The organism is Nocardioides sp. (assembly GCF_035503875.1).
Classification (GTDB): Bacteria; Actinomycetota; Actinomycetes; order Propionibacteriales; family Nocardioidaceae; genus Nocardioides.
Map to the genome: position 1 here is coordinate 1 of NZ_DATJTA010000060.1, position 24,686 is coordinate 24,686.

General features: G+C 71.5%; 22 protein-coding genes. 8 read left to right on the forward strand and 14 right to left on the reverse strand.

Translation table 11 applies throughout. The annotated features are described in order from the left end of the window. Positions 1–1,091, reverse strand: a 1,091-nt coding sequence (gene uvrC, locus VMF51_RS14575; RefSeq protein WP_325475171.1) for an excinuclease ABC subunit UvrC, incomplete at its 3' end; no start/stop codon positions are given. Positions 1,092–1,196: 105 nt separating this feature from the next. Between uvrC and VMF51_RS14580 the strand changes: the two genes are divergently transcribed. After that, the gene (locus VMF51_RS14580) at positions 1,197–2,522 is read left to right on the forward strand and encodes a pyridine nucleotide-disulfide oxidoreductase (RefSeq protein WP_325475172.1); all 1,326 of its coding nucleotides are present in this window, start codon (positions 1,197–1,199) and stop codon (positions 2,520–2,522) included. On the opposite strand, the gene VMF51_RS14585 is transcribed toward VMF51_RS14580, so the two are convergent. Both VMF51_RS14585 and uvrA read right to left on the reverse strand, forming a co-directional pair. Next, positions 2,466–2,990, reverse strand: a complete 525-nt coding sequence (locus VMF51_RS14585; RefSeq protein ID WP_325475173.1) for a Rieske (2Fe-2S) protein — start codon at positions 2,988–2,990, stop codon at positions 2,466–2,468. The genes VMF51_RS14580 and VMF51_RS14585 overlap by 57 nt on opposite strands. Positions 2,991–3,099: 109 nt before the next feature. Then, on the reverse strand, positions 3,100–6,069 hold the full coding sequence (gene uvrA, locus VMF51_RS14590; RefSeq protein WP_325475174.1) for an excinuclease ABC subunit UvrA: 2,970 nt from the start codon (positions 6,067–6,069) through the stop codon (positions 3,100–3,102). Positions 6,070–6,216: 147 nt separating this feature from the next. On the opposite strand from uvrA, the gene VMF51_RS14595 reads away from it, so the two are divergent. Both VMF51_RS14595 and VMF51_RS14600 read left to right on the forward strand, forming a co-directional pair. Further along, a complete protein-coding gene (locus VMF51_RS14595; protein WP_325475175.1) occupies positions 6,217–6,924 on the forward strand; it encodes a maleylpyruvate isomerase N-terminal domain-containing protein in 708 nt (235 codons plus the stop codon). After that, positions 6,918–7,592 carry an MBL fold metallo-hydrolase gene (locus VMF51_RS14600; RefSeq protein WP_325475176.1) on the forward strand — a complete coding sequence of 225 codons (675 nt, stop codon included), beginning with the start codon at positions 6,918–6,920 and terminating at the stop codon, positions 7,590–7,592. Before VMF51_RS14595 ends, VMF51_RS14600 begins: the two co-directional genes overlap by 7 nt. An 87-nt stretch (positions 7,593–7,679) precedes the next feature. Here the strand turns inward: VMF51_RS14600 and VMF51_RS14605 are convergent, their stop codons facing one another. From VMF51_RS14605 to VMF51_RS14620, 4 genes are all read right to left on the reverse strand, one after another. After that, positions 7,680–8,234: a hypothetical protein gene (locus VMF51_RS14605; protein WP_325475177.1), complete on the reverse strand. Its 555-nt coding sequence runs from the start codon at positions 8,232–8,234 to the stop codon at positions 7,680–7,682. 251 nt (positions 8,235–8,485) lie between these two features. Next, positions 8,486–9,583, reverse strand: coding sequence for a ferredoxin--NADP reductase (locus tag VMF51_RS14610; protein WP_325475178.1), 1,098 nt, complete (start codon positions 9,581–9,583; stop codon positions 8,486–8,488). A 5-nt stretch (positions 9,584–9,588) separates the two neighbouring features. Next, a complete protein-coding gene (locus tag VMF51_RS14615; RefSeq protein WP_325475179.1) occupies positions 9,589–9,882 on the reverse strand; it encodes a hypothetical protein in 294 nt (97 codons plus the stop codon). Positions 9,883–9,889: 7 nt separating this feature from the next. Beyond that, positions 9,890–11,077 (reverse strand): Rieske 2Fe-2S domain-containing protein, encoded by a 1,188-nt coding sequence (locus VMF51_RS14620; RefSeq protein WP_325475180.1) that lies wholly within the window; start codon positions 11,075–11,077, stop codon positions 9,890–9,892. A 130-nt stretch (positions 11,078–11,207) separates the two neighbouring features. Between VMF51_RS14620 and VMF51_RS14625 the strand changes: the two genes are divergently transcribed. The 3 genes from VMF51_RS14625 (at position 11,208) to fadD1 (ending at position 15,215) form a co-directional block, all read left to right on the forward strand. Next, positions 11,208–12,395 carry an acyl-CoA dehydrogenase family protein gene (locus VMF51_RS14625; protein ID WP_325475181.1) on the forward strand — a complete coding sequence of 396 codons (1,188 nt, stop codon included), beginning with the start codon at positions 11,208–11,210 and terminating at the stop codon, positions 12,393–12,395. 6 nt (positions 12,396–12,401) lie between these two features. Then, positions 12,402–13,514, forward strand: coding sequence for an acyl-CoA dehydrogenase family protein (locus tag VMF51_RS14630; protein WP_325475182.1), 1,113 nt, complete (start codon positions 12,402–12,404; stop codon positions 13,512–13,514). 105 nt (positions 13,515–13,619) lie between these two features. Beyond that, positions 13,620–15,215, forward strand: coding sequence for a fatty-acid--CoA ligase FadD1 (gene fadD1, locus VMF51_RS14635; RefSeq protein WP_325475183.1), 1,596 nt, complete (start codon positions 13,620–13,622; stop codon positions 15,213–15,215). Between the two features lie 59 nt (positions 15,216–15,274). Here fadD1 and VMF51_RS14640 read toward each other — a convergent pair whose 3' ends face one another. Continuing rightward, on the reverse strand, positions 15,275–16,375 hold the full coding sequence (locus tag VMF51_RS14640) for a nitronate monooxygenase family protein (RefSeq protein WP_325475184.1): 1,101 nt from the start codon (positions 16,373–16,375) through the stop codon (positions 15,275–15,277). After that, on the reverse strand, positions 16,375–18,021 hold the full coding sequence (locus tag VMF51_RS14645; protein WP_325475185.1) for an acyl-CoA synthetase: 1,647 nt from the start codon (positions 18,019–18,021) through the stop codon (positions 16,375–16,377). Before VMF51_RS14645 ends, VMF51_RS14640 begins: the two co-directional genes overlap by 1 nt. A 47-nt stretch (positions 18,022–18,068) precedes the next feature. Here VMF51_RS14645 and VMF51_RS14650 point away from each other — a divergent pair, with 47 nt between their 5' ends. After that, a complete protein-coding gene (locus VMF51_RS14650; RefSeq protein ID WP_325475186.1) occupies positions 18,069–18,878 on the forward strand; it encodes a crotonase/enoyl-CoA hydratase family protein in 810 nt (269 codons plus the stop codon). Between the two features lie 12 nt (positions 18,879–18,890). Here the strand turns inward: VMF51_RS14650 and VMF51_RS14655 are convergent, their stop codons facing one another. From VMF51_RS14655 to VMF51_RS14665, 3 genes are all read right to left on the reverse strand, one after another. Beyond that, positions 18,891–19,403: a M15 family metallopeptidase gene (locus VMF51_RS14655; protein ID WP_325475187.1), complete on the reverse strand. Its 513-nt coding sequence runs from the start codon at positions 19,401–19,403 to the stop codon at positions 18,891–18,893. Positions 19,404–19,471: 68 nt separating this feature from the next. After that, the gene (locus tag VMF51_RS14660) at positions 19,472–19,912 is read right to left on the reverse strand and encodes a hypothetical protein (RefSeq protein WP_325475188.1); all 441 of its coding nucleotides are present in this window, start codon (positions 19,910–19,912) and stop codon (positions 19,472–19,474) included. Between the two features lie 30 nt (positions 19,913–19,942). Further along, complete coding sequence (locus tag VMF51_RS14665; RefSeq protein ID WP_325475189.1) at positions 19,943–20,695, reverse strand: SDR family oxidoreductase; 753 nt, start codon at positions 20,693–20,695, stop codon at positions 19,943–19,945. Between the two features lie 51 nt (positions 20,696–20,746). Between VMF51_RS14665 and VMF51_RS14670 the strand changes: the two genes are divergently transcribed. Continuing rightward, positions 20,747–21,838, forward strand: a complete 1,092-nt coding sequence (locus VMF51_RS14670; protein WP_325475190.1) for a diacylglycerol kinase — start codon at positions 20,747–20,749, stop codon at positions 21,836–21,838. On the opposite strand, the gene VMF51_RS14675 is transcribed toward VMF51_RS14670, so the two are convergent. Both VMF51_RS14675 and VMF51_RS14680 read right to left on the reverse strand, forming a co-directional pair. Next, positions 21,828–22,292, reverse strand: a complete 465-nt coding sequence (locus tag VMF51_RS14675; protein WP_325475191.1) for a hypothetical protein — start codon at positions 22,290–22,292, stop codon at positions 21,828–21,830. The two genes, VMF51_RS14670 and VMF51_RS14675, sit on opposite strands and share 11 nt — an antisense overlap. A gap of 1 nt (position 22,293) precedes the next feature. Next, positions 22,294–24,678 (reverse strand): molybdopterin oxidoreductase family protein, encoded by a 2,385-nt coding sequence (locus VMF51_RS14680; protein ID WP_325475192.1) that lies wholly within the window; start codon positions 24,676–24,678, stop codon positions 22,294–22,296. Positions 24,679–24,686 lie beyond the last annotated feature (8 nt).

Consider the following 24,686-nt stretch of genomic DNA (forward strand, 5'->3'; position numbering starts at 1 on the left):
AGCTGGACCGGGCCGCCACGGCGCCCGGACAGCCAGGCCGTCATTGCCTCGGCGTCCGGCGGGAGTTCGGGGACGAGGACCTCGCGGGGAATGCCGTTGCTCTCCGAGCCCGTGTTGGCAGGCTCAGCGCCCTCGCCGTAGAACTGGCCGAGGAAGTGCTCGACGAGCGTGCTCGTCGTGGTCTCCTCGACCTTTTCCAGTACCCAGCCGCGCTGGCCCCTGATCCGCCCGCCGCGCACGTAGAAGATCTGGACGGCGGCCTCGAGCGCGTCTTCGGCGAGGGCGATCACGTCGCAGTCGGTGCCGTCGCCGAGGACGACCGACTGCTTTTCCAACGCGCGTTCCAGCGCCTTGATGTCGTCGCGGAGCCGGGCGGCGCGCTCGTACTCCTCCTCGCCTGCGGCCTGCATCATGTCGGCGGTCAGCTTCTTGAGGAACCGGCTCGTCTGGCCGGACATGAAGTCGCAGAAGTCCTCGGCGAGGGCGCGGTGCTCGTCCGCGCTGACCCGCTTGACGCAGGGCGCGGAGCACTTGCCGATGTAGCCGAGGAGGCAGGGACGGCCGATCTGCCCGGCACGCTTGAACACCCCGGCGGAACAGGTGCGGACCGGGAACACGCGCAGCAGTGTGTCGACGGTCTCTCTGATCGCCCAGGCATGCGAGTAAGGGCCGAAGTACCTGGTGCCCTTGCGCTTCGCGCCCCGCATCACCTGCACCCGGGGGAACTCCTCCCCCATCGTCACCGCGAGGTACGGGTAGGACTTGTCGTCCCGGTACTTCACGTTGAAGCGCGGGTCGTACTCCTTGATCCAGGAGTACTCCAGCTGCAGCGCCTCGACCTCGGTGTTGACGACCGTCCACTCCACGCTCGCCGCCGTGGTGACCATCGTGGCGGTGCGCTGGTGGAGGTTGCCGATGTCCTGGAAGTACGACGAGAGCCGCGCGCGGAGGTTCTTCGCCTTGCCGACGTAGATCACCCGGCCGCGCGCGTCGCGGAAGCGGTAGACGCCCGGCTGGGTGGGGATCGAGCCCGGCTCGGGGCGGTACGACAACGGCCCCGTGGCGGTGCGGCGGGGGCGGGCTGGAGGCACGTGACAACCCTACGGTCCGCCGGGGACAGTCCCGTCCGGGCGGGGGTCGCCGTACCTTCGGCGCGCCCGCTTAGAAGTTTTTATCAACTGGCTTACTATTCTTTTATGCCGTGTCGCGACTCCTACGGGTACGCCCTGACCACCAGCCCCGAGGCGGCGGCGGCGTACGACCGCGGCCTCGGCGACCTGCTGCGACTGCGCGCCGGCGGCTCCGCGGCGGTGGCCACCGCCGTCGCCCTGGACCCGACGTTCGCGATCGGCCACGCGACGCTGGCCCTGCTGGGGCACGAGATGTGCCTCGCCGTCGATCTCGACGCCCGGTTGCGTGACGCCGAGCTGCACGCCGGTCGCGGCACCGAGCGCGAGCGCAGTCACGTGCACGCCGTCGCCGCGCACATCCGCGGCGACTCCCGGCCACTCCTCCAGCACCTGCGCGTCCATCCGCGCGACGCCCTGCTCCTCTCCGCCGCCGTACCCACCATCGCGTTCGCCGGGGCGACCGAGCAGCCGGAGGACGCCTGGGAGCTGGTCGAGCAGGCGATCCCGGCGTACGGCGACGACTGGTGGTTCACCGGCCTGCTCGCCTTCGTCCGGCAGGAGCAACGGCGCTTCGACGAGGCGATGGAGCTGTCGTGCCGCTCGCTCGCCGTCGAGCCGGCCGCCGGGCACTCCGCCCACGCCCGGGCGCACGCGCACTACGAGACCGGCGACCACGCCGCCGGACTGGCCTGGATGGACGCCTGGGTCGACGGCGCGGGCCGGCGGACCGAGAGCCTGAGCCACTTCTCCTGGCATGCCGCCCTGCACGAGCTCTCGCTCGGCGACCTCGACGCCGTACGACACCGGCACGACAAGCAGCTGCGGCCGGAGCTGGGCCTCGGCTGCCGCGCCCTCGTCGACACCGGCTCGCTGCTGTTCCGGTGGGCACTTAATCCCGACGCGTGCGACGTCCCGGATCTCGACGAGGTCGCGCGGGCGACCGGGCGCGGGGTGCTCGAGCGGCCCGCGACGCCGTTCCTGGCGATGCACGCGGCGGTGGTGCTGCTCGCCCTCGGCGACGGCCCCGGCCTGGACCGGCTCGCGGCGTACGCCGACGGGCACGCCCATCCCACCCAGCGCGACGTGGTCGCACCGCTGGCGCGCGCCCTGCGCCGGCTGGCCGACGGCCGGCCGGGCGACGCGGCCGATCGGCTCGCGGACCTCACCCTCGCGTGGCGTCGACTGGGCGGCTCGGACGCCCAGCGCGAGATCCTCGAGGAGACCCGGATCGCGGCGCTGCTGCGCGCCGACAGGTACGACGAGGCGCGCCTGCTGCTCGACGCCCGGCTGGACCGGCGCTCGTCGGTGCGCGACCAGCGCTGGCGGGCGCAGGTGCTACGCGATGCTGATCGAGTCGCCGTCGACCGTGAGAGCGACCTCGTCCAGCGCTGACGACGCCGGACCGCTCTCCACGGAGCCGTCCTCGATCGAGAACATGCTGTTGTGGCACGAGCAGTGGATCTGTCCGTCCGTCACGTCGGTCACCGGGCAGCCCTGGTGGGTGCAGATGTTGCTGAAGCCCTTGAACTCGCCCTCGGTCGGCTGGGTGATCACGACGCCCTCGTCGTCGAAGATCTTGCCCCCGCCGACCGGGATGTCGGCCGTCGTCGTCAGCCCGTCGGCCGGGGCACTCCCGGAGCCGGCCGGGCTGCTCGGCGAGGACCCGCCGGGCGAGGAGCTGACGCCGTCGGTGCCACTGCTCGCGTCGTCGCCCCCGCAGGCGGCGAGGAAGGGCACGCCGACACCCACCGTGACCGCACCGGCCAGCGCGTGCCGCCGGCTGAGACAGGCGCACGTGCGAGCCTCCGCGGCGGTCTCGGGGGTGTCCGGTCGGCGGGTGCTGCGGGCCTGCGTGGTCACGATCGAGATCCTCTCGAGGGGAAGGTCGTTGAAGTTCACACTACCCAGCCCGGCGCCCCACGGAACCGGCCGAAACCTGAGGAGTCGTTGAGAATCTCGCCCCGTGCGGTCAGGCGCCCTTCGTGACCCGGGAGCGCGTCACCCGCTCGCCGCGCTTGGAGGCCGAGGCGGCCGTCCGGCCGCGGGGTTCGGGCGCGGAGGCGGCCGGCAGCTTGCGCGTCGGCTGCTTGGCCTCCTTGCCCTCCAGGATCGGGCGGAGGAACTGCCCGGTGTAGCTCTCCGGCACCGCCACCACGTCCTCCGGCGTGCCCTGGGCGACCAGGGTGCCGCCGCCGGACCCGCCCTCGGGACCCATGTCGACCAGCCAGTCGGCCGTCTTGATGACGTCGAGGTTGTGCTCGATGACCAGCACGGTGTTGCCCTGGTCGACCAGGCGGCCCAGGACGCCGAGCAGCTTGCGGATGTCCTCGAAGTGCAGGCCGGTGGTCGGCTCGTCGAGGACGTACAGCGTGCGCCCGGTCGAGCGACGCTGCAACTCGGTGGCGAGCTTGACGCGCTGCGCCTCGCCGCCGGAGAGCGTGGTGGCCGGCTGACCGAGCCGGACGTAGCCGAGGCCGACCTCGACCAGCGTGGTGAGGTAGCGGGAGATGACCGGGACCGCGGCGAAGAAGTCGACAGCCTCCTCGATCGGCATGTCGAGGACCTCGGCGATGGTCTTGCCCTTGTAGTGCACCTCGAGGGTCTCGCGGTTGTAGCGCGCGCCGTGGCAGACCTCGCACGGGACGTACACGTCGGGCAGGAAGTTCATCTCGATCTTGATCGTGCCGTCGCCCTGGCACGCCTCGCAGCGCCCGCCCTTGACGTTGAAGGAGAAGCGGCCCTGGAGGTAGCCCCGCATCTTCGCCTCGGGGGTGTCCGCGAACAGCTTGCGAACCCGGTCGAAGACGCCGGTGTACGTCGCCGGGTTGGACCGCGGCGTACGCCCGATCGGGGACTGGTCGACGTGGATCACCTTGTCGACGTGCTCCAGGCCGGTGATCCGGGTGTGCCGCCCCGGGATCGCCCGCGCGTTGTAGAGCTGCTTGGCCAGCGAGGTGTAGAGGATGTCGTTGACCAGGGTCGACTTGCCCGAGCCCGAGACGCCGGTGACGGCGACGAACAGGCCGAGCGGGAACGTGACGTCGATGTTCTTCAGGTTGTTCTCGCGGGCGCCGACGACGGTCAGCTCGCGACCGGTCGTGCGCGGCCGGCGCACGGGCGGGACGGCGATCTCGCGACGTCCGGAGAGGTACTGGCCGGTGATCGAGTCGGGGTGCGCGAGCAGCTCGGGGACCGGGCCGCTGTGCACGACCTGCCCGCCGTGCTCGCCGGCCCCCGGTCCCACGTCGACCGCCCAGTCGGCGACCTTGATGGTGTCCTCGTCGTGCTCGACGACGATCAGGGTGTTGCCGAGGTCCTTGAGCCGGACCAGGGTCTCGATGAGCTTCTGGTTGTCGCGCTGGTGCAGTCCGATCGACGGCTCGTCGAGGACGTAGAGGACGCCGACCAGGCCGGCGCCGATCTGGGTGGCGAGCCGGATCCGCTGCGCCTCGCCACCGGACAGCGACCCCGAGGCCCGGTCGAGGGAGAGGTAGTCGAGACCGACGTCGAGCAGGAACTGCAGGCGCTGCTGGATCTCGCGCAGCACCACCTCGGCGATCTGCCGCTCGCGCGGGGACAGCTCGAGCGAGCGCAGGAAGGCCGACGACTGGTCGAGCGAGAGCGCGCAGACCTCGGCGATGTTCTTGCCGCCGAGGGTGACGGCCATCGATACCGGCTTCAGCCGGCTGCCGGCGCAGGTCGGGCACGGCACCTCGCGCATGAAGCCCTCGAAGCGCTCCCGGCTCGTGTCGGACTCGGCCTCACGGTGGCGGCGCTCGATGTAGGAGCGGACGCCCTCGAACTCCGCGTAGTAGGCGCGCTCGCGCCCGTAGCGGTTGCGGGTGACGACGTGCACCTTGGTCGGGTGCCCCTCGATGACGGCCTTGCGGGCCTTGGCCGTGAGGCCCGACCAGGGGGTGTTGAGATCGAAGCCGAGCTCGTCGCCCAGGGCGGCCATCAGCCGCAGGAAGTAGTCGGCGACCGTGGCGTGGCTCCACGGCTGGATCGCGCCCTCGCCGAGGGTGGCGTCCGGGTCGGGGACGACCAGCTCGGGGTCGACCTCCATCCGGGTGCCGAGACCGTGACAGGCGGGGCAGGCGCCGAAGGGCGAGTTGAACGAGAACGAGCGGGGCTCGAGGTCGTCGGTGTCGATGGGGTGGTCGTTGGGACACGCCATCTTCTCGCTGAACTTCAGCTCGCGGCCGGGGTCGCCGGCGTCGAGGTCGACGAAGTCGAAGAGCACCAGCCCGCCGGCGAGCCGGAGCGCGGTCTCCACCGAGTCGGTCAGGCGGCGCTTCGAGGACTCCTTGACCGCGAGCCGGTCGACGACCACCTCGATGGTGTGCTTCTTCTGCTTGTCCAGCTTGGGCGGGTCGTCGAGCGTATGGGTCTCGCCGTTGACGCGGGCGCGCGAGAAGCCCTGCGTCTGGAGCTGGCGGAAGAGGTCGACGTACTCCCCCTTGCGGCCGCGGATGACCGGCGCGAGCACCTGGAAGCGGCGCCCCTCCTCCAGGGCGAGCACCCGGTCGACGATCTGCTGGGGCGTCTGCCGCTCGATGGGCGCGTGGCACACCGGGCAGTGCGGCCGGCCCGCGCGGGCGTAGAGGAGGCGGAGGTAGTCGTAGACCTCGGTGATGGTGCCGACCGTCGAGCGCGGGTTCTTCGAGGTCGACTTCTGGTCGATCGAGACCGCGGGCGAGAGGCCCTCGATGAAGTCGACGTCGGGCTTGTCCATCTGGCCGAGGAACTGCCGGGCGTACGCCGAGAGCGACTCGACGTAGCGACGCTGACCCTCGGCGAAGATCGTGTCGAAGGCGAGCGAGGACTTCCCCGAGCCCGAGAGTCCGGTGAACACGATGAGCGAATCGCGTGGAAGGTCGAGTGACACGTCCTTCAGGTTGTGCTCCCGGGCGCCCCGGATGATCAGCTGATCGGCCACGAAAACGGGTCCTCACTCGTTCGAACAGATGTTCGTCATCGTACGCGGTGCGCCAAGTCGCCACACCGACCTGTGCACGATCTCACGGGCCACCGACAGTCCGCGGAGGTGCTGGCGACGGGCGGGCGGACGGGACAGGATGACGGCATGCCGGTACCCCGTCCCGACCCCCGTGCCCTCGCGCTCCTCCCGGGCGCCTCCCAGCGACTGGTCCGCACCGTCGACGGCCTCGCCGACCGCGACTGGAAGGAGGACAGCGGACTCCCGGGCTGGTCGCGTGCGCACGTCGTGGCGCACCTCGCCCTCAACGCCGAGGGCCTCACCGACGCCCTGACCGGGGTGACCGCGGGCGAGCCCGCGCCCATGTACCGCTCCCCGGAGGCCCGGGACGAGGACATCGCGGAGCTCGCGACCGCCGCCCCGGGCCATCTGCGCGACCGGCTGCTCGGCGCGATCACCCGGTTCGACGACGCGCTCGGCGCCGTACCGGACGACGCGTGGCACACCACCCTCGAACGCACCCCCGGGGGCCGTACCTTCGTCGCCGCCGAGGTGGTCGACATGCGGCTGCGCGAGGTCGAGATCCACCACGCCGACCTCGCGGCGTCGTACTCCTGGAGCGACTGGGGCGACGAGTTCGCGCTGCTGCTCGTCGAGGCGCTGCTCCCCCGCGTGGACGGTACGACGGCCCTCGTGGCGGTCGCCTCCGACCTTGACCGCTCCTGGACGATCGGGGACGGTGGCCCGACGGTGACCGGCCCGGCCGCCGCGCTGGGCTGGTGGCTCACCGGCCGAGGCGACGGTGCAGGATTGACGAGCGAGGGCGGTCGACCGCCCCGGATTGGAGCATGGTGACCTACACCGGAGAGGTGACGCCCGGCGGCGCACCCGACACCCGCGAGCTGGCGTCCCTGACGATCACGAAGGTGGCCGTCGACGAGCAGATGTCCAACAACTGCTACCTGCTGCGCTGCCGTCGTACCGGCGAGCAGCTCCTGATCGACGCGGCCGCGGAGCCCGACGTCCTGCTCCCCCTCATCGGCGACGCGGGACTGACGACGGTCGTCACCACCCACCAGCACTGGGACCACCACCGGGCGCTCGCCGACGTCGTCAAGGCCACGGGCGCCGAGGTGGTCGCGGGCGCGCCGGACGCCGACGCCATCACCTCCCAGACCGGGGTCCCGGTCGCCCGGCCCGTCCACCAGGGCGACAAGGTGAGCGTCGGCGAGTGCACCCTCGAGGTGATCGCGATCGCCGGTCACACGCCCGGCTCCATCGCCCTGCTGTACGCCGACCCCGAGGGTCACCCGCACCTGTTCACCGGCGACTCGCTGTTCCCCGGCGGGGTCGGCAACACCTTCGGCGACGAGGCCGCCTTCGCCCAGCTCATCGACGAGGTCGAGACCAAGGTCTTCCAGCGGCTCGGCGACGACACCTGGTTCTACCCGGGCCACGGGAACGACTCGACGATCGGCGCCGAGCGCCCCGCGCTCCACGAGTGGCGCACCCGCGGCTGGTAGCCGACCCAGCGCCGAGTCGGCAGAAGTTCACGTCAGGGCTGACGGCAAGTTCTGCCGACTCGACGCGCAACTTCTGCCGACTCGGCGTCAGGCGGCGAGGTCGCCCGGTTCGATCCGGGGGTCGCCGGGCCAGCAGCCGGGCTCGAAGATGTCGGGCATCCGGGAGCTGGGCTGACCCGTGCCACGGCGGGCCACGGAGGGCCGCACGACGCCCTCGGACGTACGACGCCGGGGGCGGGGCCGGCTGGCGGGCAGACCGTTGATCGCGGCGAACACCTCGAGCTCGGCCAGGTCGGGCAGGGTGCCGTTGCCGAGGTGCAGCAGCAGCTCCTCGTGGCTGAGCTCGGCCGCGAGGACCAGGGCCAGGCTGGAGACGTCGTTGCGCTGGATCCAGCTGAGCATGGTCCAGGGCTTCACCCCCAGGGCCTCGGCCCGGTCGAGGATCAGCTCGACCTCGGCCCGGTCGAGCTCGCGCGCGAGCAGGCGGCTGATGTCGCCGATGTTCACCTGCTCGGGATGCCGGGCGACGTAGCGCAGCCGCGGATCGCGCTCCCGTCCCCGGGCGTCGGTCGTGCCGGCGAGTCCGGAGATCAGCGGCACGGCGAGCACGGCGGCGCCGACGAGAAGAAATAGGACGACCATGACCCCTCCTTCCAAAGCACGGACGGCCAGGTCGGCGGGTGCCGGTCTGTGGGGGGAGCCATCCGTGCCCCGATGGGCAGGTTCTTAGGCAACTCAACGGGACCGGAAACCTCGGGATGAGGAAATTGCCCTGTTTTTCTTTTGTGGACTAGACCGCACTCGCCCGTGGGCGAGTTGTTACCGTTCTGTGGATTTCGAGGTCGTCGGTGCGCCGATCAGCGCCGCCGAGGTTCCTATCGGCAGGAACGGCGTCAGCTGTAGGTGACTCGGACGACATCTGTGACCGGGACGGCCTGGCAGCCCAACCGGATGCCGTCGGCGATGTCCTCGTCGTCGAGCACGTCGTTGTGCAGCATCTTGACGTCCCCCTCGAGGAGCCGGATCGCGCAGGCCGAGCACTCCCCCTCGCGGCAGGAGTACGGCGCCTTGACGCCCTTCGACTCGAGGTGGTCGAGCATCTTCGTGCCGGGTGCCCAGTCGTCGTAGGCGTACTTCTCGCCGTCGAGCTCGACCTCGAGGCGCACCGGCCCCTGCGGCCGGCCCTCGCCGGTGTCGGCGACGGTCTCGTCGAGGTCGCGCTCCGCGTCCTCGATCTCGTGCTCGGCGACCTCCTGGTCGTGCAGGTCGCCGAAGGGGTTGCCGCCCAGGGAGACGAACTTCTCCTGGTGCCGACGCTCACGCGGGAACTCCAGGCCCTTCAGCGCTGCGACGGTGAGCTTCATGAACGGCGCGGGGCCGCACACGAAGGCGTCGTACGACGTGTACGCGCTCGCGAACGCCGCGACCTGCTCCTGGCTGGGCAGACCCTGCACGGACTCCAGCCAGTGCACGACCTGCAGCCGGTCGGGGTGCTCGGCGGCCAGCGCGGTCAGCTCCTTGGCGAAGATGACCGACGACTCGTCGCGGTTCGCGTAGAACAGCACGATCCGGCCGGTCCCCTGCTGCAGCGCGGTCCGGGTGATCGAGATGACCGGAGTGATGCCGGACCCGCCGGCGAACAGCAGCAGGTCGGCACTGAGCGAGGCCGGGGTGAAGATGCCGCTCGGCGGCAGCACCCGCAGGGTGTCGCCCTCGCGGACGTGGTCGCAGATCCAGTTCGAGGCGTACCCGTCGGCCGTGCGCTTGACCGTGATCGTCAGCGGACCGCCGCCGACGGGACTGCTCGAGAGTGAGTAGCAGCGGGCCGCCACGCCGGTCTGGTCGCTGGGCACCGCCACCGTCAGGAACTGGCCGGGGCGGTAGCCGAAGTGCTCGGCGTCCGCGGAGGGCACCTCGAAGGTGATCGAGTGCGCGTCCGCCGTCTCCTCGACGACGTCGACGACCTTCAACTCGAAGGACTGGGTGTCCATGGGGGTCAGTAACCGTCCTCGGCTCCGATGGGGATCTGTCCGTCGCGTGCGGCAGCGTCGATGCTAGCCAGCATCCGCGGACAGGCGGGATGCACGTCGCGTCCACCGGAGCGCCGGGTGAGGTCCGGGCAGTGCGCCCGCGCCTCGGCGTTCCACTGGACCGACGTGTGGTGCTCGCTGTTCTTCTTCACACCCACCCGGGCCAGGCAGTCCAGGCAGGCGACCTCGGTCAGTCGGGCCTGGGTGTAGAGCCGCTGGTCCTCGACGGTGTCCGGGCTCGTGGGGACGAAGGAGGCCACGGCGCCCTCAGGTGCCCGTCATGATCTGGGTACTGCCGGCCGCGGCACCGTCGCCGCCGCCGGGTCCTTGCGGGTCGCCGTCCTCCTCGGCCTTGCGGCGGAGGTTCTCGGCGACCTCGTCCTGCCAGAACTCGTTGGCCTTCGTCGTGTCGACCTCGAACTCGAACCGGTCGACCATCTCGGGCGCGATGTCGGCGACGTCGACGTAGAACTGCTCGTACCACCGGCGCAGCTGGTAGACGGGCCCGTCCTCCTCGCACAGCAGCGGGTTCTGGACCGGCACCTTGTTCTTCCAGATGTGCACGTCCTGGAGGAAGCCGCTGCCGAACATCTCGGCGTACTTCTTCGCGATGAAGTTGGCCGTCTTGTCGTCCATGCCCTCGGGCTTCTTCACGATGATGCCGTACTGCAGCAGGAAGGAGTCGGCGCTCGTCGGGACGTGGCAGTTGAACAGCACGACCTCGGTCTTGAAGCCCTTGTAGTCCGTGTCGAGCCAGTTGATCATGTACGACGGCCCGTAGTAGGTCGCCTCCGACTTCAGGAAGAGCTCGGCGTCGCCGTACCCCTCGGTCTTGTCGGGGCGGCCCTTGGACTCCATGAACTGCGTCGCGACGTGACCCTCGAAGACGTTGCGGAAGCTCGTCGGAAACGCGAAGTGCACGTAGTAGAAGTGCGCCATGTCGACCACGTTGTCGATGAGCTCGCGGCAGTTGGAGCCCTCGATGTGCTCGGCGTTCCACACCCAGTCGGTGTAGGCGCCCTCGGCGATGCCGGGCAGCTCCGGCGGCAGGACGTCGTGGTCCGGCGCGGAGCCCTCCACGTCGTGCCACACGAGGACCTGCTGGTTGCGGATCGCGACGGGGTAGCGCTGGGTGCGAGCGCGCAGCGGGACCCGGCGGGCGTAGGGGATCTCCTTGCACTTCCCGTCGCCGCCCCACCGCCAGTCGTGGAAGGGGCAGGCGACGTTGTCGCCCTTCACCTCGCCCTGGGTGAGGTCGCCGCCCATGTGCCGGCAGTAGCCGTCGAGGACGTTGATCTCGCCCTGCGAGTCGGCCCAGACCACCAGCTTGGTGCCGAAGGCCTGCACCGCATGCGGCTTGCCGTCGCGGAAGGCGTCGGCGAGGCCCAGGCAGTGCCAGCCTCGCGCGTACCGCGCGGGCGGGGTGCCCCGGTCGAGGAACCTGGTGTCGCTCATCACTCGCCTCCCAAGCGTCCGGACGGTGCCGGGTGGAACGTGTCGGTGGACCAAAACGAGAACAGGTTATAGTTTTTGAGCCGCCGGTGCCAGCGCACCGGGCTGTCGTCCCCACCACAGGGAGTACCCCATGCACCTGGCCCTGGATCCCGAGCACCTCGCCCTGCGCGAGGAGCTCCACGACTACTTCACCGCCCTGGTGACACCCGAGGTCCGGGCCGGGCTCGCGTCCGCCACCGGCGAGTTCGGCGAGGCCGGGGTCTACAAGAGCGTCATCCGGCGCCTCGGCAGCGACGGCTGGCTCGGCATCGGCTGGCCGAAGGAGTTCGGCGGCCAGGACCGCTCCATGGTCGAGCAGCTCATCTTCACCGACGTCGCCGCCGACCACGGCGTACCGATCCCCTACCTGACCCTGAACACGGTCGGGCCGACGATCATGCGCTACGGCACGGACGAGCAGAAGGAGTACTTCCTCCCGCGCATCCTCGCGGGCGACATGCACTTCTCCATCGGCTACTCCGAGCCGGGGTCGGGCACGGACCTGGCCTCGCTGAAGACCAAGGCCGTCCGCGAGGGCGACGAGTTCGTCATCAACGGACAGAAGATGTGGACCTCGCTCATCCAGTACGCCGACTGGATCTGGCTGGCCTGCCGCACGGATCCGGACCTGCCGCGCCACAAGGGGCTGTCGATGATCCTGGTGCCGGCCGACGCGCCCGGCTTCTCCTACACCCCGGTGCACACCGTCGCCGGCGTCGGCACCAGCGCAACCTACTACGAGGACGTCCGGGTGCCGGTCGGCAACCTCGTGGGCGAGCTCAACGGCGGCTGGTCGCTGATGACCAACCAGCTCAACCACGAGCGGGTCGCCCTCACCTCGTCCGCACCGCTCACGCAGTCGCTGAAGCTGGTCCGGGCCTGGGCGCAGGACACCAAGAACCCCGACGGACAGCGGGTGATCGACTCCGAGTGGGTGCAGATCGCACTCGGCCGCGCCCACGCCCGGGTCGAGATGCTCACCCAGCTGAACTGGAAGCTCGCCTCCGACGCCGACCACGGCGTCGACCTCTCCCCCGCGGAGGCGTCGGCGACCAAGATCTACGGCTCCGAGCTGGCGACCGAGGTCTACCGGTCGCTCATGGAGATCGTCGGCCCGAACGCCGGCCTGACCGGCACCTCCGAGGGCGCGCTGCTCAACGGGCGCCTGGAGCGCATGTACCGGTCCTCGCTCGTGATGACCTTCGGCGGCGGGACCAACGAGATCCAGCGCGACATCATCGGCTACGTGGGCCTGGGCCTGCCTGCAGCGAAGAGGTAATCGACCATGGACTTCTCCTTCACCCCCGAGCAGGACGAGGCGGCCGAGCTGGCGGCGCGGATCCTCGGCGACCGGGCCACCAACGAGCGGATGCGCGAGATCGAGCGGGCGGGCAGCCGGTTCGACCGCGAGCTGTGGGCCGAGCTGGGCTCCGCCGGGCTGTTGGGCCTCGCCCTCCCCGAGGAGTACGACGGCGCCGGGCTCGGCATCGTCGAGCTGTGCCGGGTACTCGTCGAGGTCGGCCGCACGGTCGCCCCGGTCCCGCTGGCGGCGCACGGCCCGGCCGCCCGACTGATCGCCGAGCACGGCTCCCCCGACCAGCAGGCGCAGTGGCTCCCCGGCGCGGCCGGCGGGTCGATCGTGCTGACCGCGGCCGTCACCGAGGAGCGGGCCTTCGCCCCGGAGCGGCCGACGACGGTCGCGGTGGCCGACGGGGCGTCGTACCGCCTCACGGGCAGCAAGGCGATCGTGCCGGCCGGCGGGTACGCCGACCTGTTCCTGGTCCCCGCCGAGACCCCGACGGGCGTCGGCGTGTTCCTGGTGACGCCGGGCGACGCCGGCGTCCGCGTGGTGCCGCAGACGTTCTCCGACGGCGAGGCCGTCGCCCGCCTCGAGCTCGACGGCGCGACGCTCGGCCCGGAGCGGCTGCTCGGAGCCGCGGACGGCACCGTCGACCACCGCCTGCGCAACCTGCTCGTGCTCGCGGCCTCCGCCGAGCAGCTCGGGCTCACCGAGGGTGCGCTGGCCCTGACGGCGTCGTACGCCAAGACGCGCGAGCAGTTCGGCCGCCCGATCGCGACCTTCCAGGCGGTCAGCCAGCGGCTCGCCGACGGCTACATCGACACGCTCGGCCAGCGGCTGATGCTGTGGCGCGCGGCCTGGCGCCTCGACGAGGGACTGCCCGCCGACACCGACGTCGCGATGGCCAAGCTCTGGGCGGCCGACGCCGGGCACCGGCTGGCGCACACCACGGTGCACGTGCACGGCGGCGTCGGCATCGACCTCGACGGCCCCGTGCACCGCTACTTCACCGGCGCCAAGCGCTTCGAGTTCCTGTACGGCGGCGCGACGGAGCAGGCCCTGCGGATCGGCCGGACCCTCGCGGCGGAGCCCGCGTAAGAGCCGTCTCAGGGTGCGCTGCACCGGCCACCGGGACATGCTTGACCGGGTGTGACCCGCGCCATATTTTGACGCGTGTCAAGTAGGGGCGAGCAAAGGAACGACGTGGCCGAGACAGTGCAGCAGCAGCTTCGGGAGTGGCTCGAGGACGACGGTCCCGCGGTCCGGTACGACGACCGCACGTGGTCCTGGCGCGAGCACCTCGCCGAGGCCTCCGCCGAGGCGTCGGCCCTGCTCGGTGCCGTGGACCGGGAGCGACCGGTCCACGTCGGCGCCCTGCTCGGCAACACCCCGGCGATGCTGCGCGCGATGGCGGCCGCCGCCCTGGGCGGCTACGTCCTGGTCGGCATCAACGACACCCGCCGGGGCGCCGCGCTGGCGGCCGACGTGCACCGGGCCGAGTGCCAGGTGCTGCTCGTCGACGCCGACCACCGGCCGCTGCTGGACGGGCTCGACCTGGCCGGCGCGCAGGTGGTCGAGGTCGACACGCCGTCGTACGACGCCCTCGTGGCCGGGGCCGGACCGCTGGTCCCGCACCGCGAGGTCGAGGCGATGGACACCTTCATGATGATCTTCACCTCCGGCACCAGCGGGGAGCCGAAGGCCGTGCAGGTGGCGCACGTGATGGTCCTGTTCGCGGGACTGACCCTCGTCGACAAGTTCACGATCACCCGCGACGACCTCTGCTACCTCTCGATGCCGCTGTTCCACTCCAACGCGCTGCTGGCCGGGTGGACGGTGTCGCTGTGCAGTGGCGCCCCGATGGCGCCGGCCCGGTTCTCGGCCTCGCACTTCCTCGACGACGTGCGCCGCTACGGCGCGACGTACATGAACTACGTCGGCAAGCCGCTGGCCTACGTCCTGGCGACCCCCGAGCAGGCCGACGACGCCGACAACCCGCTGCGGGTCGCGTTCGGCAACGAGGCCAGCGACCGCGACATCGACGAGTTCTCGCGCCGCTTCGGCTGCACGGTCTGGGACGGGTACGGCTCCACCGAGACCGCGGTCATCGTGACCCGCGAACCGGGCACGCCGCCGGGCTCCATCGGCCGCCCGTTCGACGGCGTCGCGGTCTACGACTCCGAGACCGTGCAGGAGTGCCCGCGCGCGGTCTTCGACGAGCACGGCGCGCTGCTCAACGCCGACGAGGCGGTGGGCGAGCTGGTCAACACCCAGGGCGCGGGCTACTTCCGGGGCTACTACAACGACCCCGGCGCCAACGAGGAGCGCACGCGGCACGGCATGTACTGGTCCGGCGACCTCGCCTACCGCGACGCCGAGGGCTGGGTCTACCTCGCCGGCCGTACATCGGACTGGATGCGGGTCGACGGCGAGAACCTCGCCGCCGCCCCGATCGAGCGGATCCTGATGCGGCTCGAGGTCGTCAGCCGGGTCGCGGTGTACGCCGTCCCCGACGAGCGGGTCGGCGACCAGGTGATGGCCGCGCTCGTGCTCCGCGACGGCGCGCGCCTGACGCCGGAGGAGTTCGAGGCGTTCCTCGCCGCCCAGCCCGACCTCTCCCCCAAGGCCCGGCCCCGCTACGTCCGGGTCGCCGACGACCTGCCGAGCACCGCGACCAACAAGGTCATCAAGCGCGAGCTCGCCGCGCAGGGCCCGACCGCCGGCGACGGGATCCTCTGGGTGCGCGAGGCGCGCGGGACGTCGTACTCCCACGAGAGCGAGCGGCCGGCGGCCGTCTGACGGCGAACACGACCAAGGGGGACCCACCGCCTCGGCGGTGGGTCCCCCTTCGTCTCCCCTCAGAGCTTGTTCAGCCGCGCGACGGAGTCCTCGAAGCCCGAGACCAGCTCGGCCATCACCTCGGCGACCGGCTTCACGTCGTTCATCCGGCCCACGATCTGACCGATCGGCATCGAGATGACGTCGGGATCGTTGGCGGCCGTGATCCGGTTGTGCGCCTCGGCGACGAGCAGGTTCTGCAGCGGCATCGGCAGCGGCTCGGGTGCGCCCTCCTCGGCCCAGGCCTCGACCCACTTGGTCTTCAGCAGCCGGGCCGGCTTGCCGGTGTAGATCCGGGTGCGGACCGTGTCGGAGGACGTCGCCCGGGTGAACGCGGTCTCCCAGGCGGAGTGGTTGGCGGAGAGGTTGCGGTACTCCTCCGTGCCGAGCCAGATCGAGCCCGTCCACACGCCCTGCGAGCCGAGCGCCAGCGACGCGGCGACCTGGCGGCCCGAGCCGATGCCGCCCGCGCCGAGCACGGGGACGTCGGGGCCGACCGCGTCGACGATGTCGGGCTGCAGGACCATCGAGGCCACCTCGCCGGTGTGGCCGCCGGCCTCGTAGCCCTGGGCGACGATGATGTCGACGCCGTTCCTGACGTGCGACAGCGCGTGCTTGGCGGCGCCCGCGAGGGCCGCCACCTTGACGCCGTGCTCGTGGCACTTCTCGATGACGTCGACCGGCGGGGAGCCGAGCGCGTTGGCGATCAGCACCGGCCGGTGCTGGAGCGCGACGTCGAGGTGCGAGCGGGCCACGGAGTGCAGCCAGCCGAGCACGCCCTCGCGGCCCTCACCCTCCGGGAGCGGGGGCACGCCGAGCTTGAGCAGCGTCTGGTCGACGAACCTCTTGTGCTCGTCGGGGATCATCGACGACACGTCGAGGCCCTTGACCTCCTCCGGCACCTTCATCGGCATCACGATGTCGACGCCGTACGGCTTGCCGTCGGTGTTCTCGTCGAGCCACGAGAGCGTCTTCTCGAGCTCCTCGGTGTCGTTGAACCGGACGCAGCCGAGCACCCCGAGCCCACCGGCCCGCGAGACCGCGGCGGCGACGTGCTCGGACGGGGTGAAGGCGAAGATCGGGTACTCGATCCCGAACTCGTCGCAGATGGGGGTTCTCATCAGGACTGAACTCCAGCGGTCTGGGCCTCGAGGGCCAACTCCTTGGCACGGGGGTACTGCGCCTTGCCGGTCGCGTTGCGCGGCACCTGGTCGACCAGGGTCAGCGCGCGGGGCAGCTTGTAGCCCGAGAGATGCGCCCGCAGGAACTCCCGCAGGCCCTCCAGCTCGAGGCTCTCGCCCTCGCGCGGCTCGACGACCGCGGCGACGGCCTGGCCGTACGTCGGGTCGGGGATGCCGACGACCAGGACGTCGTACACGGCGGGGTGGCGCTTGATCGCCATCTCCACCTCTTCGGGGTAGACCTTCTCGCCGCCGGTGTTCACGCAGTTGGAGCCGCGGCCGAGCAGGGTCACCCGATTGCCCTCCTCGATCCGGGCGTTGTCGCCGGGCACGGAGTAGCGCTCCCCGTCGATCACGAGGAAGGTGGCGGCGGACTTCTCGGGGTCCTTGTAGTAGCCGACCGGCACCGAGCCGCCGCGACCCAGGCGGCCGATCTTGCCGACGCTGGTGGCGAGGTCCAGGACCCGGTTGTCCTCGTCGATGACGACGCTGTTCGGGCCGAGCCCGACCACCGGGCCGTCGCTGCTGATCTGCTCCTTGTCCTGCATGCCCATGCCCTGGAAGCCGGTCTCCGAGGCGCCGACCGAGTCGGTGAAGACGGCGTCGGGGAAGGCCTTGATCCAGCGCTCCTTGTTCGGCGGGCTGAAGATCGCGGCGCTGCTGGAGATCGCGAACAGGCTCGAGCCGTCGTACGGCGAGCCCGTGGCGGCCTGGCGCTCGTACTCCTCGATGAGCGGGCGGGCCATCGCGTCGCCGGTCATGAAGATCAGCTGGACCTTCTCGCGGTCGATGATCTCCCAGGTCCGCTTGGCGTCGAACTTCGGCTCCATGATCGTCAGGTGGCCCGCGAAGAGGTGCATCAGCAGGCCGGCCTGCGCGCCGCCGTGCATCAGCGGGCTGAGCGGGAAGGTGACCATCCGGCCGTCGAGCTTGGCCTGCTCGGACTGGTCGTACTCGGAGAGCGGCTCGCCGGTGTAGAAGTCGATGCCGCCGCCGAGCGTGCGCCAGAAGTCCTCGTGGCGCCACATCACGCCCTTCGGGAAGCCGGTGGTCCCGCCGGTGTAGATGATGTGCAGGTCGTCGGCGCTGCGCTCGGCGAAGTCACGGGCGTCGCTCTGACCGGCGAGCGCGTCCTCCCACAGGACCCCGTCATACGAGGAGACGTCGCTCTGGTCGTCGGCGTCGATCGCGTCGGGCATGACCACGACGGTCTGCAGCTTCTCGTGCTTGGGGGCGCACGCCGCGACCAGCGGTGCGTACGGCCGCTCGTGCAGGAGCGCGACGATGTCGGAGTTGTCGAAGAGGTAGTCGAGCTCGCCCTCGACGTAGCGGTAGTTGACGTTGATGCCGACGGCGCGGATCTTCAGCACCGCGAGCAGGGCGACGACGTGCTCCACGCTGTTCTTCGCGTAGATGCCGACGTGGTCCCCGGGCTGCACCCCCCGGCTCTGCAGGAAGTGCGCGAGGCGGTTCGAGTCGCGCTCGAGATCCGCGTAGGTGGCCCGCCGGTCGCCGACCTGGACGGCTGGCTTGTCGGGGGCGGCGTCGACGGCGTGTTCGAAGAGATCAGCGATGTTCAGGGCCACGGCGCGAGACTAGAACACGTTCTCGTTTTTGGCTAGCATTCCGCGACATGACTGAAGCGCAGACCGATGCCCCCACCGCTCCCCACTGCCTCGTGGAGCAGGACGGGCACAAGCTCGTCGTCACCATGAACCGCCCCGAGACCCGCAACGCCCTCTCCGGCGAGATGCTCGCGATCATGGAGGAGGCCTGGGACCGGGTGAACTCCGACGACGACATCCGGGTCTGCATCCTCACCGGCGCGGGCGGCTACTTCTGCGCCGGCATGGACCTGAAGGCGGCGACCAAGCGCTCGCCGGACGACAGCTTCAAGTCCGGCTTCGACCCGTCGGTGCTCAAGGGCCTGCTCAAGGGCTTCCGGCTCACCAAGCCGCTCATCGCCGCGGTCGAGGGTCCGGCGATCGCCGGCGGGACGGAGATCCTGCAGGGCACCGACATCCGGATCGCCGGGGAGTCGGCCCGCTTCGGCGTCGCCGAGGCGAAGTGGAGCCTCTACCCGATGGGCGGGTCCGCCGTCCGGCTCCCCCGCCAGATCCCCTACACGCTCGCCGTCGAGCTGTTGCTGACCGGCCGCGCGATCAAGGCGCCGGAGGCCAAGGAGATCGGGCTCGTCGGCCACGTGGTCCCCGACGGGCACGCCCTGGCCAAGGCCCACGAGATCGCCGACCTGATCTGCGCCAACGGCCCGCTGGCCGTGCAGGCGATCCTGAAGACCGTCCGCGACTCCGAGGGCCGGCACGAGGAGGACTGCTGGGCCGACGACGCGAAGGTCGGCATGGCCGTCTTCGCCTCGAACGACGCCAAGGAGGGCCCGCGCGCCTTCGCCGAGAAGCGCGCCCCGCGCTTCACCGGGAGCTGAGCCCACCCCGCATCAGGACCGGCCGGTGCCGTCGAGGAGCATCTCGGGGCACCGGCCGCCCGGCGTCGTGGCGAGCTCGTAGTGCCACATCTCGTTCGCGAAGGTCTGGCACAGGCCGAAGTCCGCGCCGTGCTGGCTGAGCCAGCTCAGGGCGTCCGTGGGTCCCAGGTCCACCGCGTCCCCGGTCACGTGGGCCGAGGAGTCCGGGGTGGCGACGTAGCGACGCGCCTCGTCCTCGCTGCCGTACCGCGCCACGGCCTCGTCGTACAGCCGCTGCTGGTGCTCCCGGCTGCGCCAGCCGCTGGTGATCTCCACCCGCACGCCGTCCTCGCGCGCGGCGCGCATCGCGGCCCGGACCGCGGACCGGAGGTCCGGATCGAGCCGCGCCACCGACGCGTCCTGGCGGGCGCCATCCACCCGGGCGGGAAGTTCGCCCTCGGGCGCCGCTCCCGTCGTACCGCAGGCGGAGGCGAGCAGGGCGACGGCGGCCAGGGCGCCGGACAGGACGGCTCGGGACGAGGTCACGCCAGGACGCTAGGCAGCGCGACGGGCACTCCGCCTCCGTCACAGGTGCCGGGTCCCGGCACCGCGGGTCAGCCCGCGTCGTGCTGACGTACCGGCACGAGGGCGGCCCGGACTCCCCCGGCGTCGACGTCGCGGCGCAGCAGGTCCCGCGACGTCGAACCGTCGTCGGCGATCGAGGAGTCGGCAACGAGAACGGCCGCGTGCCCGAGCGCGACGGCCCGGTCCAGCCACTCCGGGTCCAGTCCCGTGAGCGGGATCCGGCTGGCACCGACCCGATCTCCGATCGTCACCAGCAGCTCGGCGGCGTCACGCCCGGTGCGGGTCAGCGAGCAGCCGTTGGCCGCCCGCAGGTCGAGCCGGTCCGCCTCGTCGACCGGGCGGAAGCCGCGCTGCGCGAAGAGCGCCTTCATCGCGTCGTGGGCCGCCCCGGCGGCGTAGACCGGCGCCGGCGGCAGCTGCAGGACCAGGAGGTCGGGGTCGGCGTGCGTCGCCCAGCGGTAGTCGGCCACCTCACCACCCTGCCAGGGCGGGTACGTCGCTCAGACGTTGGTCGGGATGTGCATGACGGTCCCGCCGTCGACGACGAACTCGGATCCGGTCGCGAACGACGACTCGTCGCTGGCCAGGAAGACGACGAACGCCGCGACCTCCTCCGGTCGTCCGGGACGGCCGAGCGGGATCGGGATCAACCCCTCGGGCATCTGGTCGGTCGCCGGGGTGCTGATCCGCCCGGGATGCAGGGAGTTGACCCGGATGCCGTGCGGCGCGAGCTCCATCGCCACCGACTTGGTGAGACCGGTCAGCCCCCACTTGGAGGCGACGTACCCGTGCGCCCACGGCGTGCCGCGCAGTCCCTCGATGGAGGACGTGTTGATGATCGAGCCGCCGCCCGACGCGATCATCGCGTCGGTCGCGGCGCGGATGCCGAGGAACGCCCCGGTCAGGTTGACGTCGAGCATCTGCTGCCACAGCTCGCGCTTGTAGCGCTGCAGCTGGCCGCCGTTGAAGATGCCCGCGTTGTTGAACAGGACGTCGAGGCGCCCGTGCTCGGCGACGGTCAGCTCGACGGCGCTGCGCCAGTCGGCGTCGCTGGTCACGTCGAGGTGGACGTAGCGGGCCACGCCCTCGCCGTACTCGCGGCAGAGCTCCTCGGCGAGGGCGGTCCCCTCGTCGTCCAGCAGGTCGCCGATGACGACCCGGGCGCCCTCCGCGACGAGCTGGCGCGCACTGGCGCCGCCGATGTTGCGCGCGCCGCCACTGATCAGGGCGACCTTGCCCTCCACACGAGCCATGTGCGGCAAGATAGCAGTCCGACTAGAACCCGTTCTAGAAATGAGATCCGCATGCCCATCCGTGTCGCCCAAGTCAGCACCGGCAACGCCGGCCGACTCACCCTGCGCCAGCTCATCGCCGACGAGCGGTTCGAGCTGGTCGCGGTCTCCACCTCGACCCCCGAGAAGGTCGGCAGGGACGCCGGTGAGCTGGCGGGCGTCGACACGGTCACCGGCATCGCCGCCGTCGGCGACCTGGACGCCCTGATCGCCGCCGGACCGGAGTGCGTCGTGTACTGCGCGATGGGCGACACCCGCCCGGTCGAGGCCACGAACGACGTACGCAGGCTGCTCGAGGCGGGCATCGACGTCGTGGGCTCGGCGCCCGGGACGCTGCAGTTCCCCTGGGGGACGATGCCGCAGAAGGTCATCGACAAGGTCGAGGCCGCGGCGCAGGCGGGCGGTGCCAGCGTCTACATCACCGGCGTCGACCCGGGCTTCGCGAGCGACCTGGTCCCGCTGGCCCTGGCCAGCACCTGCCAGCGGATCGAGCAGATCCGCTGCTACGAGCTCGCCGACTACGCGACGTACGACGGCGCCGAGGTGATGTTCGACCTGATGGGCTTCGGCCGCCCGCTCGACGAGACGCCGATGCTCTTCCTTCCCGGAGTCCTGGCCCTGGCCTGGGGCACGGCCATCCGGATGATGGCGACCGGCCTCGGCATCGAGATCGACGAGGTCGTCGAGCACTGGGAGGCCGAGCCTGCCCCGGAGGGCTACGACATCGCGGCGGGCCGGATCGAGAAGGGCACGATCGCGGCGCTGAAGTTCTCGATCAGCGGGATGGTCGACGGGCACCCCGCGATCGTCGTCGAGCACGTCACCCGCACGCGCGACGACCTGCGCCCCGACTGGGCGCGGCCGGCGGCGGGCGGCGGGTCGTACCGGGTCGAGATCGTCGGCGAGCCCAGCTACGTCGTCGACGTCGTGCCGAGCAGCGAGCACGGCGACCACAACCACGCCGCGATCGTGGCCGCCTGCGGCCGGATCGTGAACGCGATCCCCGACGTCCGCGCGGCCGCGCCCGGCATCCGCACCACCCTCGACCTCCCCCTGCCGACCGGCCGGGGCACCTACACCGGGCCGGCCGCCGTCAAGGGCTGACGATCAGCGCCTGCGGCGCGGCCTCCTTCATCCGGGTGTTCAGCCAGGAGAGCTGACGGGAGGTCTCGGCGTTGCAGTCCTCCGCGACCTGCAGCAACTCGGTGTCGCGCAGCCCCTGGGCGCCCTGGGCGATCACGGTCCAGGTCGTCTGCACCAGCGTCGCGAGGACGTGCAGGTCCTGCAGGTCGCGGAGCAGGCCGACCTCGCCCGCGCGCGTCTCGGCCAGGCCGGCCGCGTGCAGGCGCTCGGGCTCGTCGATGTCGCGGTCCTCGCCGTACCGCTCCACCGCGGGGGCCAGCGCGCGCCGGTGCTCCTCACTCCAGCCGGCGAGGAGCAGGCAGGTGTGGTGCACGTCGGCGACCTGCGCATGCCCCTCCGCGACGGCACGGAACGACGTCGCGAGGGTGTTCTCGCTGTGGTCGGCCAGCCCGACGTACGTCGACAGGTGCGGCACGTCAACTCCCTCCCCTGTCGCGCCCGCGGACCCGCGTGACCTGGCAGGCGGCGGTCTTGAACGTCGGCTGCTTCGAGACCGGGTCCCACACGGTCATGGTGAGCTCGTTGGCCTGGCGGTGCCCGGCGTCCGCCGCCAGGTCGGTCGGATCCCACCGGCCGTAGTGGAACGGCGCGAACACGGCGCCCTCCAGGACCGGTCCGATCCGTGCCCTGACCTCGATCGCGCCGCGCGGGGAGTCGACGCGGACCCAGTCGCCGTCGTGGACGTCGCGCGCCTCCGCGTCGGCCGCGGAGAGCTCGACCCAGGCGTCGGGTGCGGCCTCGTCGAGGCGGCGGGCGCGTCCCGTCTTCGTCCGCGTGTGGAACTGGTGGACGGTCCGGCCGGTCGTGTACCGCAGCGGGAAGTCCTCGCTCGGCTCCTCGTGCGGCGGGAGGTACGGCGCCGCCTTGAGGAACGCGCGTCCGCCGGGCGCCCGGGCCCGGTGCTCGAGCTCGGTCACCGTCCCGCCGGTCACGAGGTCGTGGCCGAAGGTCTCGCACACGTCGGTGTCGGTCGGGAAGACCGCGTCGGCATAGAGCCGGTCGGAGCCCTCCGGGTGCCGGTCGTTCACCGGCCAGCGCACCCCCGACCGGCGGCGCAGCAGGTCGTAGCTCAGCCCGGTGTAGTCCACCGGACGGCCGCAGGTGGACTCGCGCCAGGCGTCGAAGACCTCCTCGGGGGTCCGCCACCGGACCAGCGGTGCCCCGTCGCGGTCGGTGAAGCCCATGGCGTCGGCGTACGCGAGCAGGATCTGCAGGTCGCTGCGGGCCTCGCCCGGCGGCTCGACCGCCTGCTCGGACAGGTGGACGGTGCGGTCGGCGTTGGTGAACGTGCCGGTCTTCTCGCCCCAACCCGCCGCGGGGAGTACGACGTCCGCGAGCTCGGCCGTCTCGGTGCGGAACAGGTCCTGGACGACGACGAAGCACTGGTCGCCGCCGAGGATGCGCCGGATCCGGGCCGACTCCGGCATCGAGACCGCTGGGTTGGTCGCGGAGATCCAGAGCAGTCCGATGCTCCCGGTCTCGGCGTGGGCGAAGATCTGCATCGCGTGGGTGGGCGGTGCCCAGTGCGGGATCGTCATCGGGTCCACGTTCCACTGCTCGGCCAGTTCCCGGACGTGCGCCGGGTTGTCCCAGTTGCGGAAGCCGGTCAGGTCGCCGTCGGCGCCGCACTCGCGGTTGTTCTGCGCGGTCGGCTGCCCGTTCATCTGCAGGATCCCGGCTCCCGGCCGGCCGATCATGCCGCGCAGCAGGTGCAGGTTGTTCACCGCGACCGACGCGGCCGTGGCCTGGTGGGACTGGTAGAAGCCCTGCAGGACCGTCGACAGCACCGCCTCCGACTCGCCGAAGATCCGGGCGGCGCGGCGTACGTCGTCGGCCGGGACGCCGCAGATCCGCTCCGCCTCCTCCGGCGGGTACGCCGCGACGGTCGCCGCCAGGTCGTCGTACCCGACCGTGTGGGCGCCGACGTAGTCCCCGTCGACCCAACCGTGCTCGAGGAGCTCGCGGGTCAGGGCGTTCACCAGGGCGACGTTGGTGCCGACCCGCGGCGCGAGATGCACCCCGCCGGTGCGCCGTGCCTCCTCGGCGACGGCGGTACGGCGCGGGTCGACGCAGACCAGCCGCGGCGCGTCCGCGCCCCGGGTGCGGTCGAGGATCCGCGCCCACAGCACGGTCTGGGTCTCGGCCGTGTTGTGGCCGTAGAGGAACAGGGCGTCGCAGTGCTCGACGTCGTCGTGGCAGGCCGGCTGGCCGTCGGCCCCGAACGACTCCTTCAGGGCCGCGGCGGCCGTCGCCGTGCACAGGCGGGTGTTGCCGTCCATGTGCGGCGTGCCGAGGCCCGCCTTCCCGATCACGGCCTGGAGGTAGTACTCCTCCAGGAACAGCTGGCCGCTCGTGTAGAAGCCGTGGCTGAGCGGACCCTGCTCCTCCAGCAGCCGCCGCGAGGTCGCGACGACCCGGCCGAGCGCGGTGTCCCAGTCGGTCTCGACCAGCCGGCCGCCCTCGCGCACCAGTGGCCGGGTCAGCCGGTCGGTCGAGGAGGCCCACGGCGTGCTCCCGTACAGACCCTTGGGACCCAGCCGGCCGCGGTTCACCGCGTCGTCGGCCCGCCCGCGGACCCCGACCATCCGGCCGTCCTTGACCGCGATGTCGCAGCCGCAGCCGTTGCTGCACAGGACGCACGCCGAAGGCACCCAGCGCTCGACGTCGCCCTCGCTCAGGCCGGACTCCAGATGGACGTCCACCCGCTCGGGCCAGGCGGTCCCGCGGGCGTGCGGTGTCCGCGGTCCCCACACGTCGCGGATCCGGTCGTACGACGCCGTGTCGCCGTCGTGAGCTGCCACCCCCTCCG

Coding starts and splice junctions, on each gene's coding strand:
- VMF51_RS14580 (WP_325475172.1), top strand. CDS start 1,197: ATGCCGTGTCGCGACTCCTACGGGTACGCCCTGACCACCAGCCCCGAG.
- VMF51_RS14595 (WP_325475175.1), top strand. CDS start 6,217: ATGCCGGTACCCCGTCCCGACCCCCGTGCCCTCGCGCTCCTCCCGGGC.
- VMF51_RS14650 (WP_325475186.1), top strand. CDS start 18,069: ATGACTGAAGCGCAGACCGATGCCCCCACCGCTCCCCACTGCCTCGTG.
- VMF51_RS14600 (WP_325475176.1), top strand. CDS start 6,918: ATGGTGACCTACACCGGAGAGGTGACGCCCGGCGGCGCACCCGACACC.
- VMF51_RS14630 (WP_325475182.1), top strand. CDS start 12,402: ATGGACTTCTCCTTCACCCCCGAGCAGGACGAGGCGGCCGAGCTGGCG.
- VMF51_RS14670 (WP_325475190.1), top strand. CDS start 20,747: ATGCCCATCCGTGTCGCCCAAGTCAGCACCGGCAACGCCGGCCGACTC.
- VMF51_RS14620 (WP_325475180.1), bottom strand. CDS start 11,077: ATGAGCGACACCAGGTTCCTCGACCGGGGCACCCCGCCCGCGCGGTAC.
- VMF51_RS14605 (WP_325475177.1), bottom strand. CDS start 8,234: ATGGTCGTCCTATTTCTTCTCGTCGGCGCCGCCGTGCTCGCCGTGCCG.
- VMF51_RS14640 (WP_325475184.1), bottom strand. CDS start 16,375: ATGAGAACCCCCATCTGCGACGAGTTCGGGATCGAGTACCCGATCTTC.
- VMF51_RS14625 (WP_325475181.1), top strand. CDS start 11,208: ATGCACCTGGCCCTGGATCCCGAGCACCTCGCCCTGCGCGAGGAGCTC.
- VMF51_RS14665 (WP_325475189.1), bottom strand. CDS start 20,695: ATGGCTCGTGTGGAGGGCAAGGTCGCCCTGATCAGTGGCGGCGCGCGC.
- VMF51_RS14610 (WP_325475178.1), bottom strand. CDS start 9,583: ATGGACACCCAGTCCTTCGAGTTGAAGGTCGTCGACGTCGTCGAGGAG.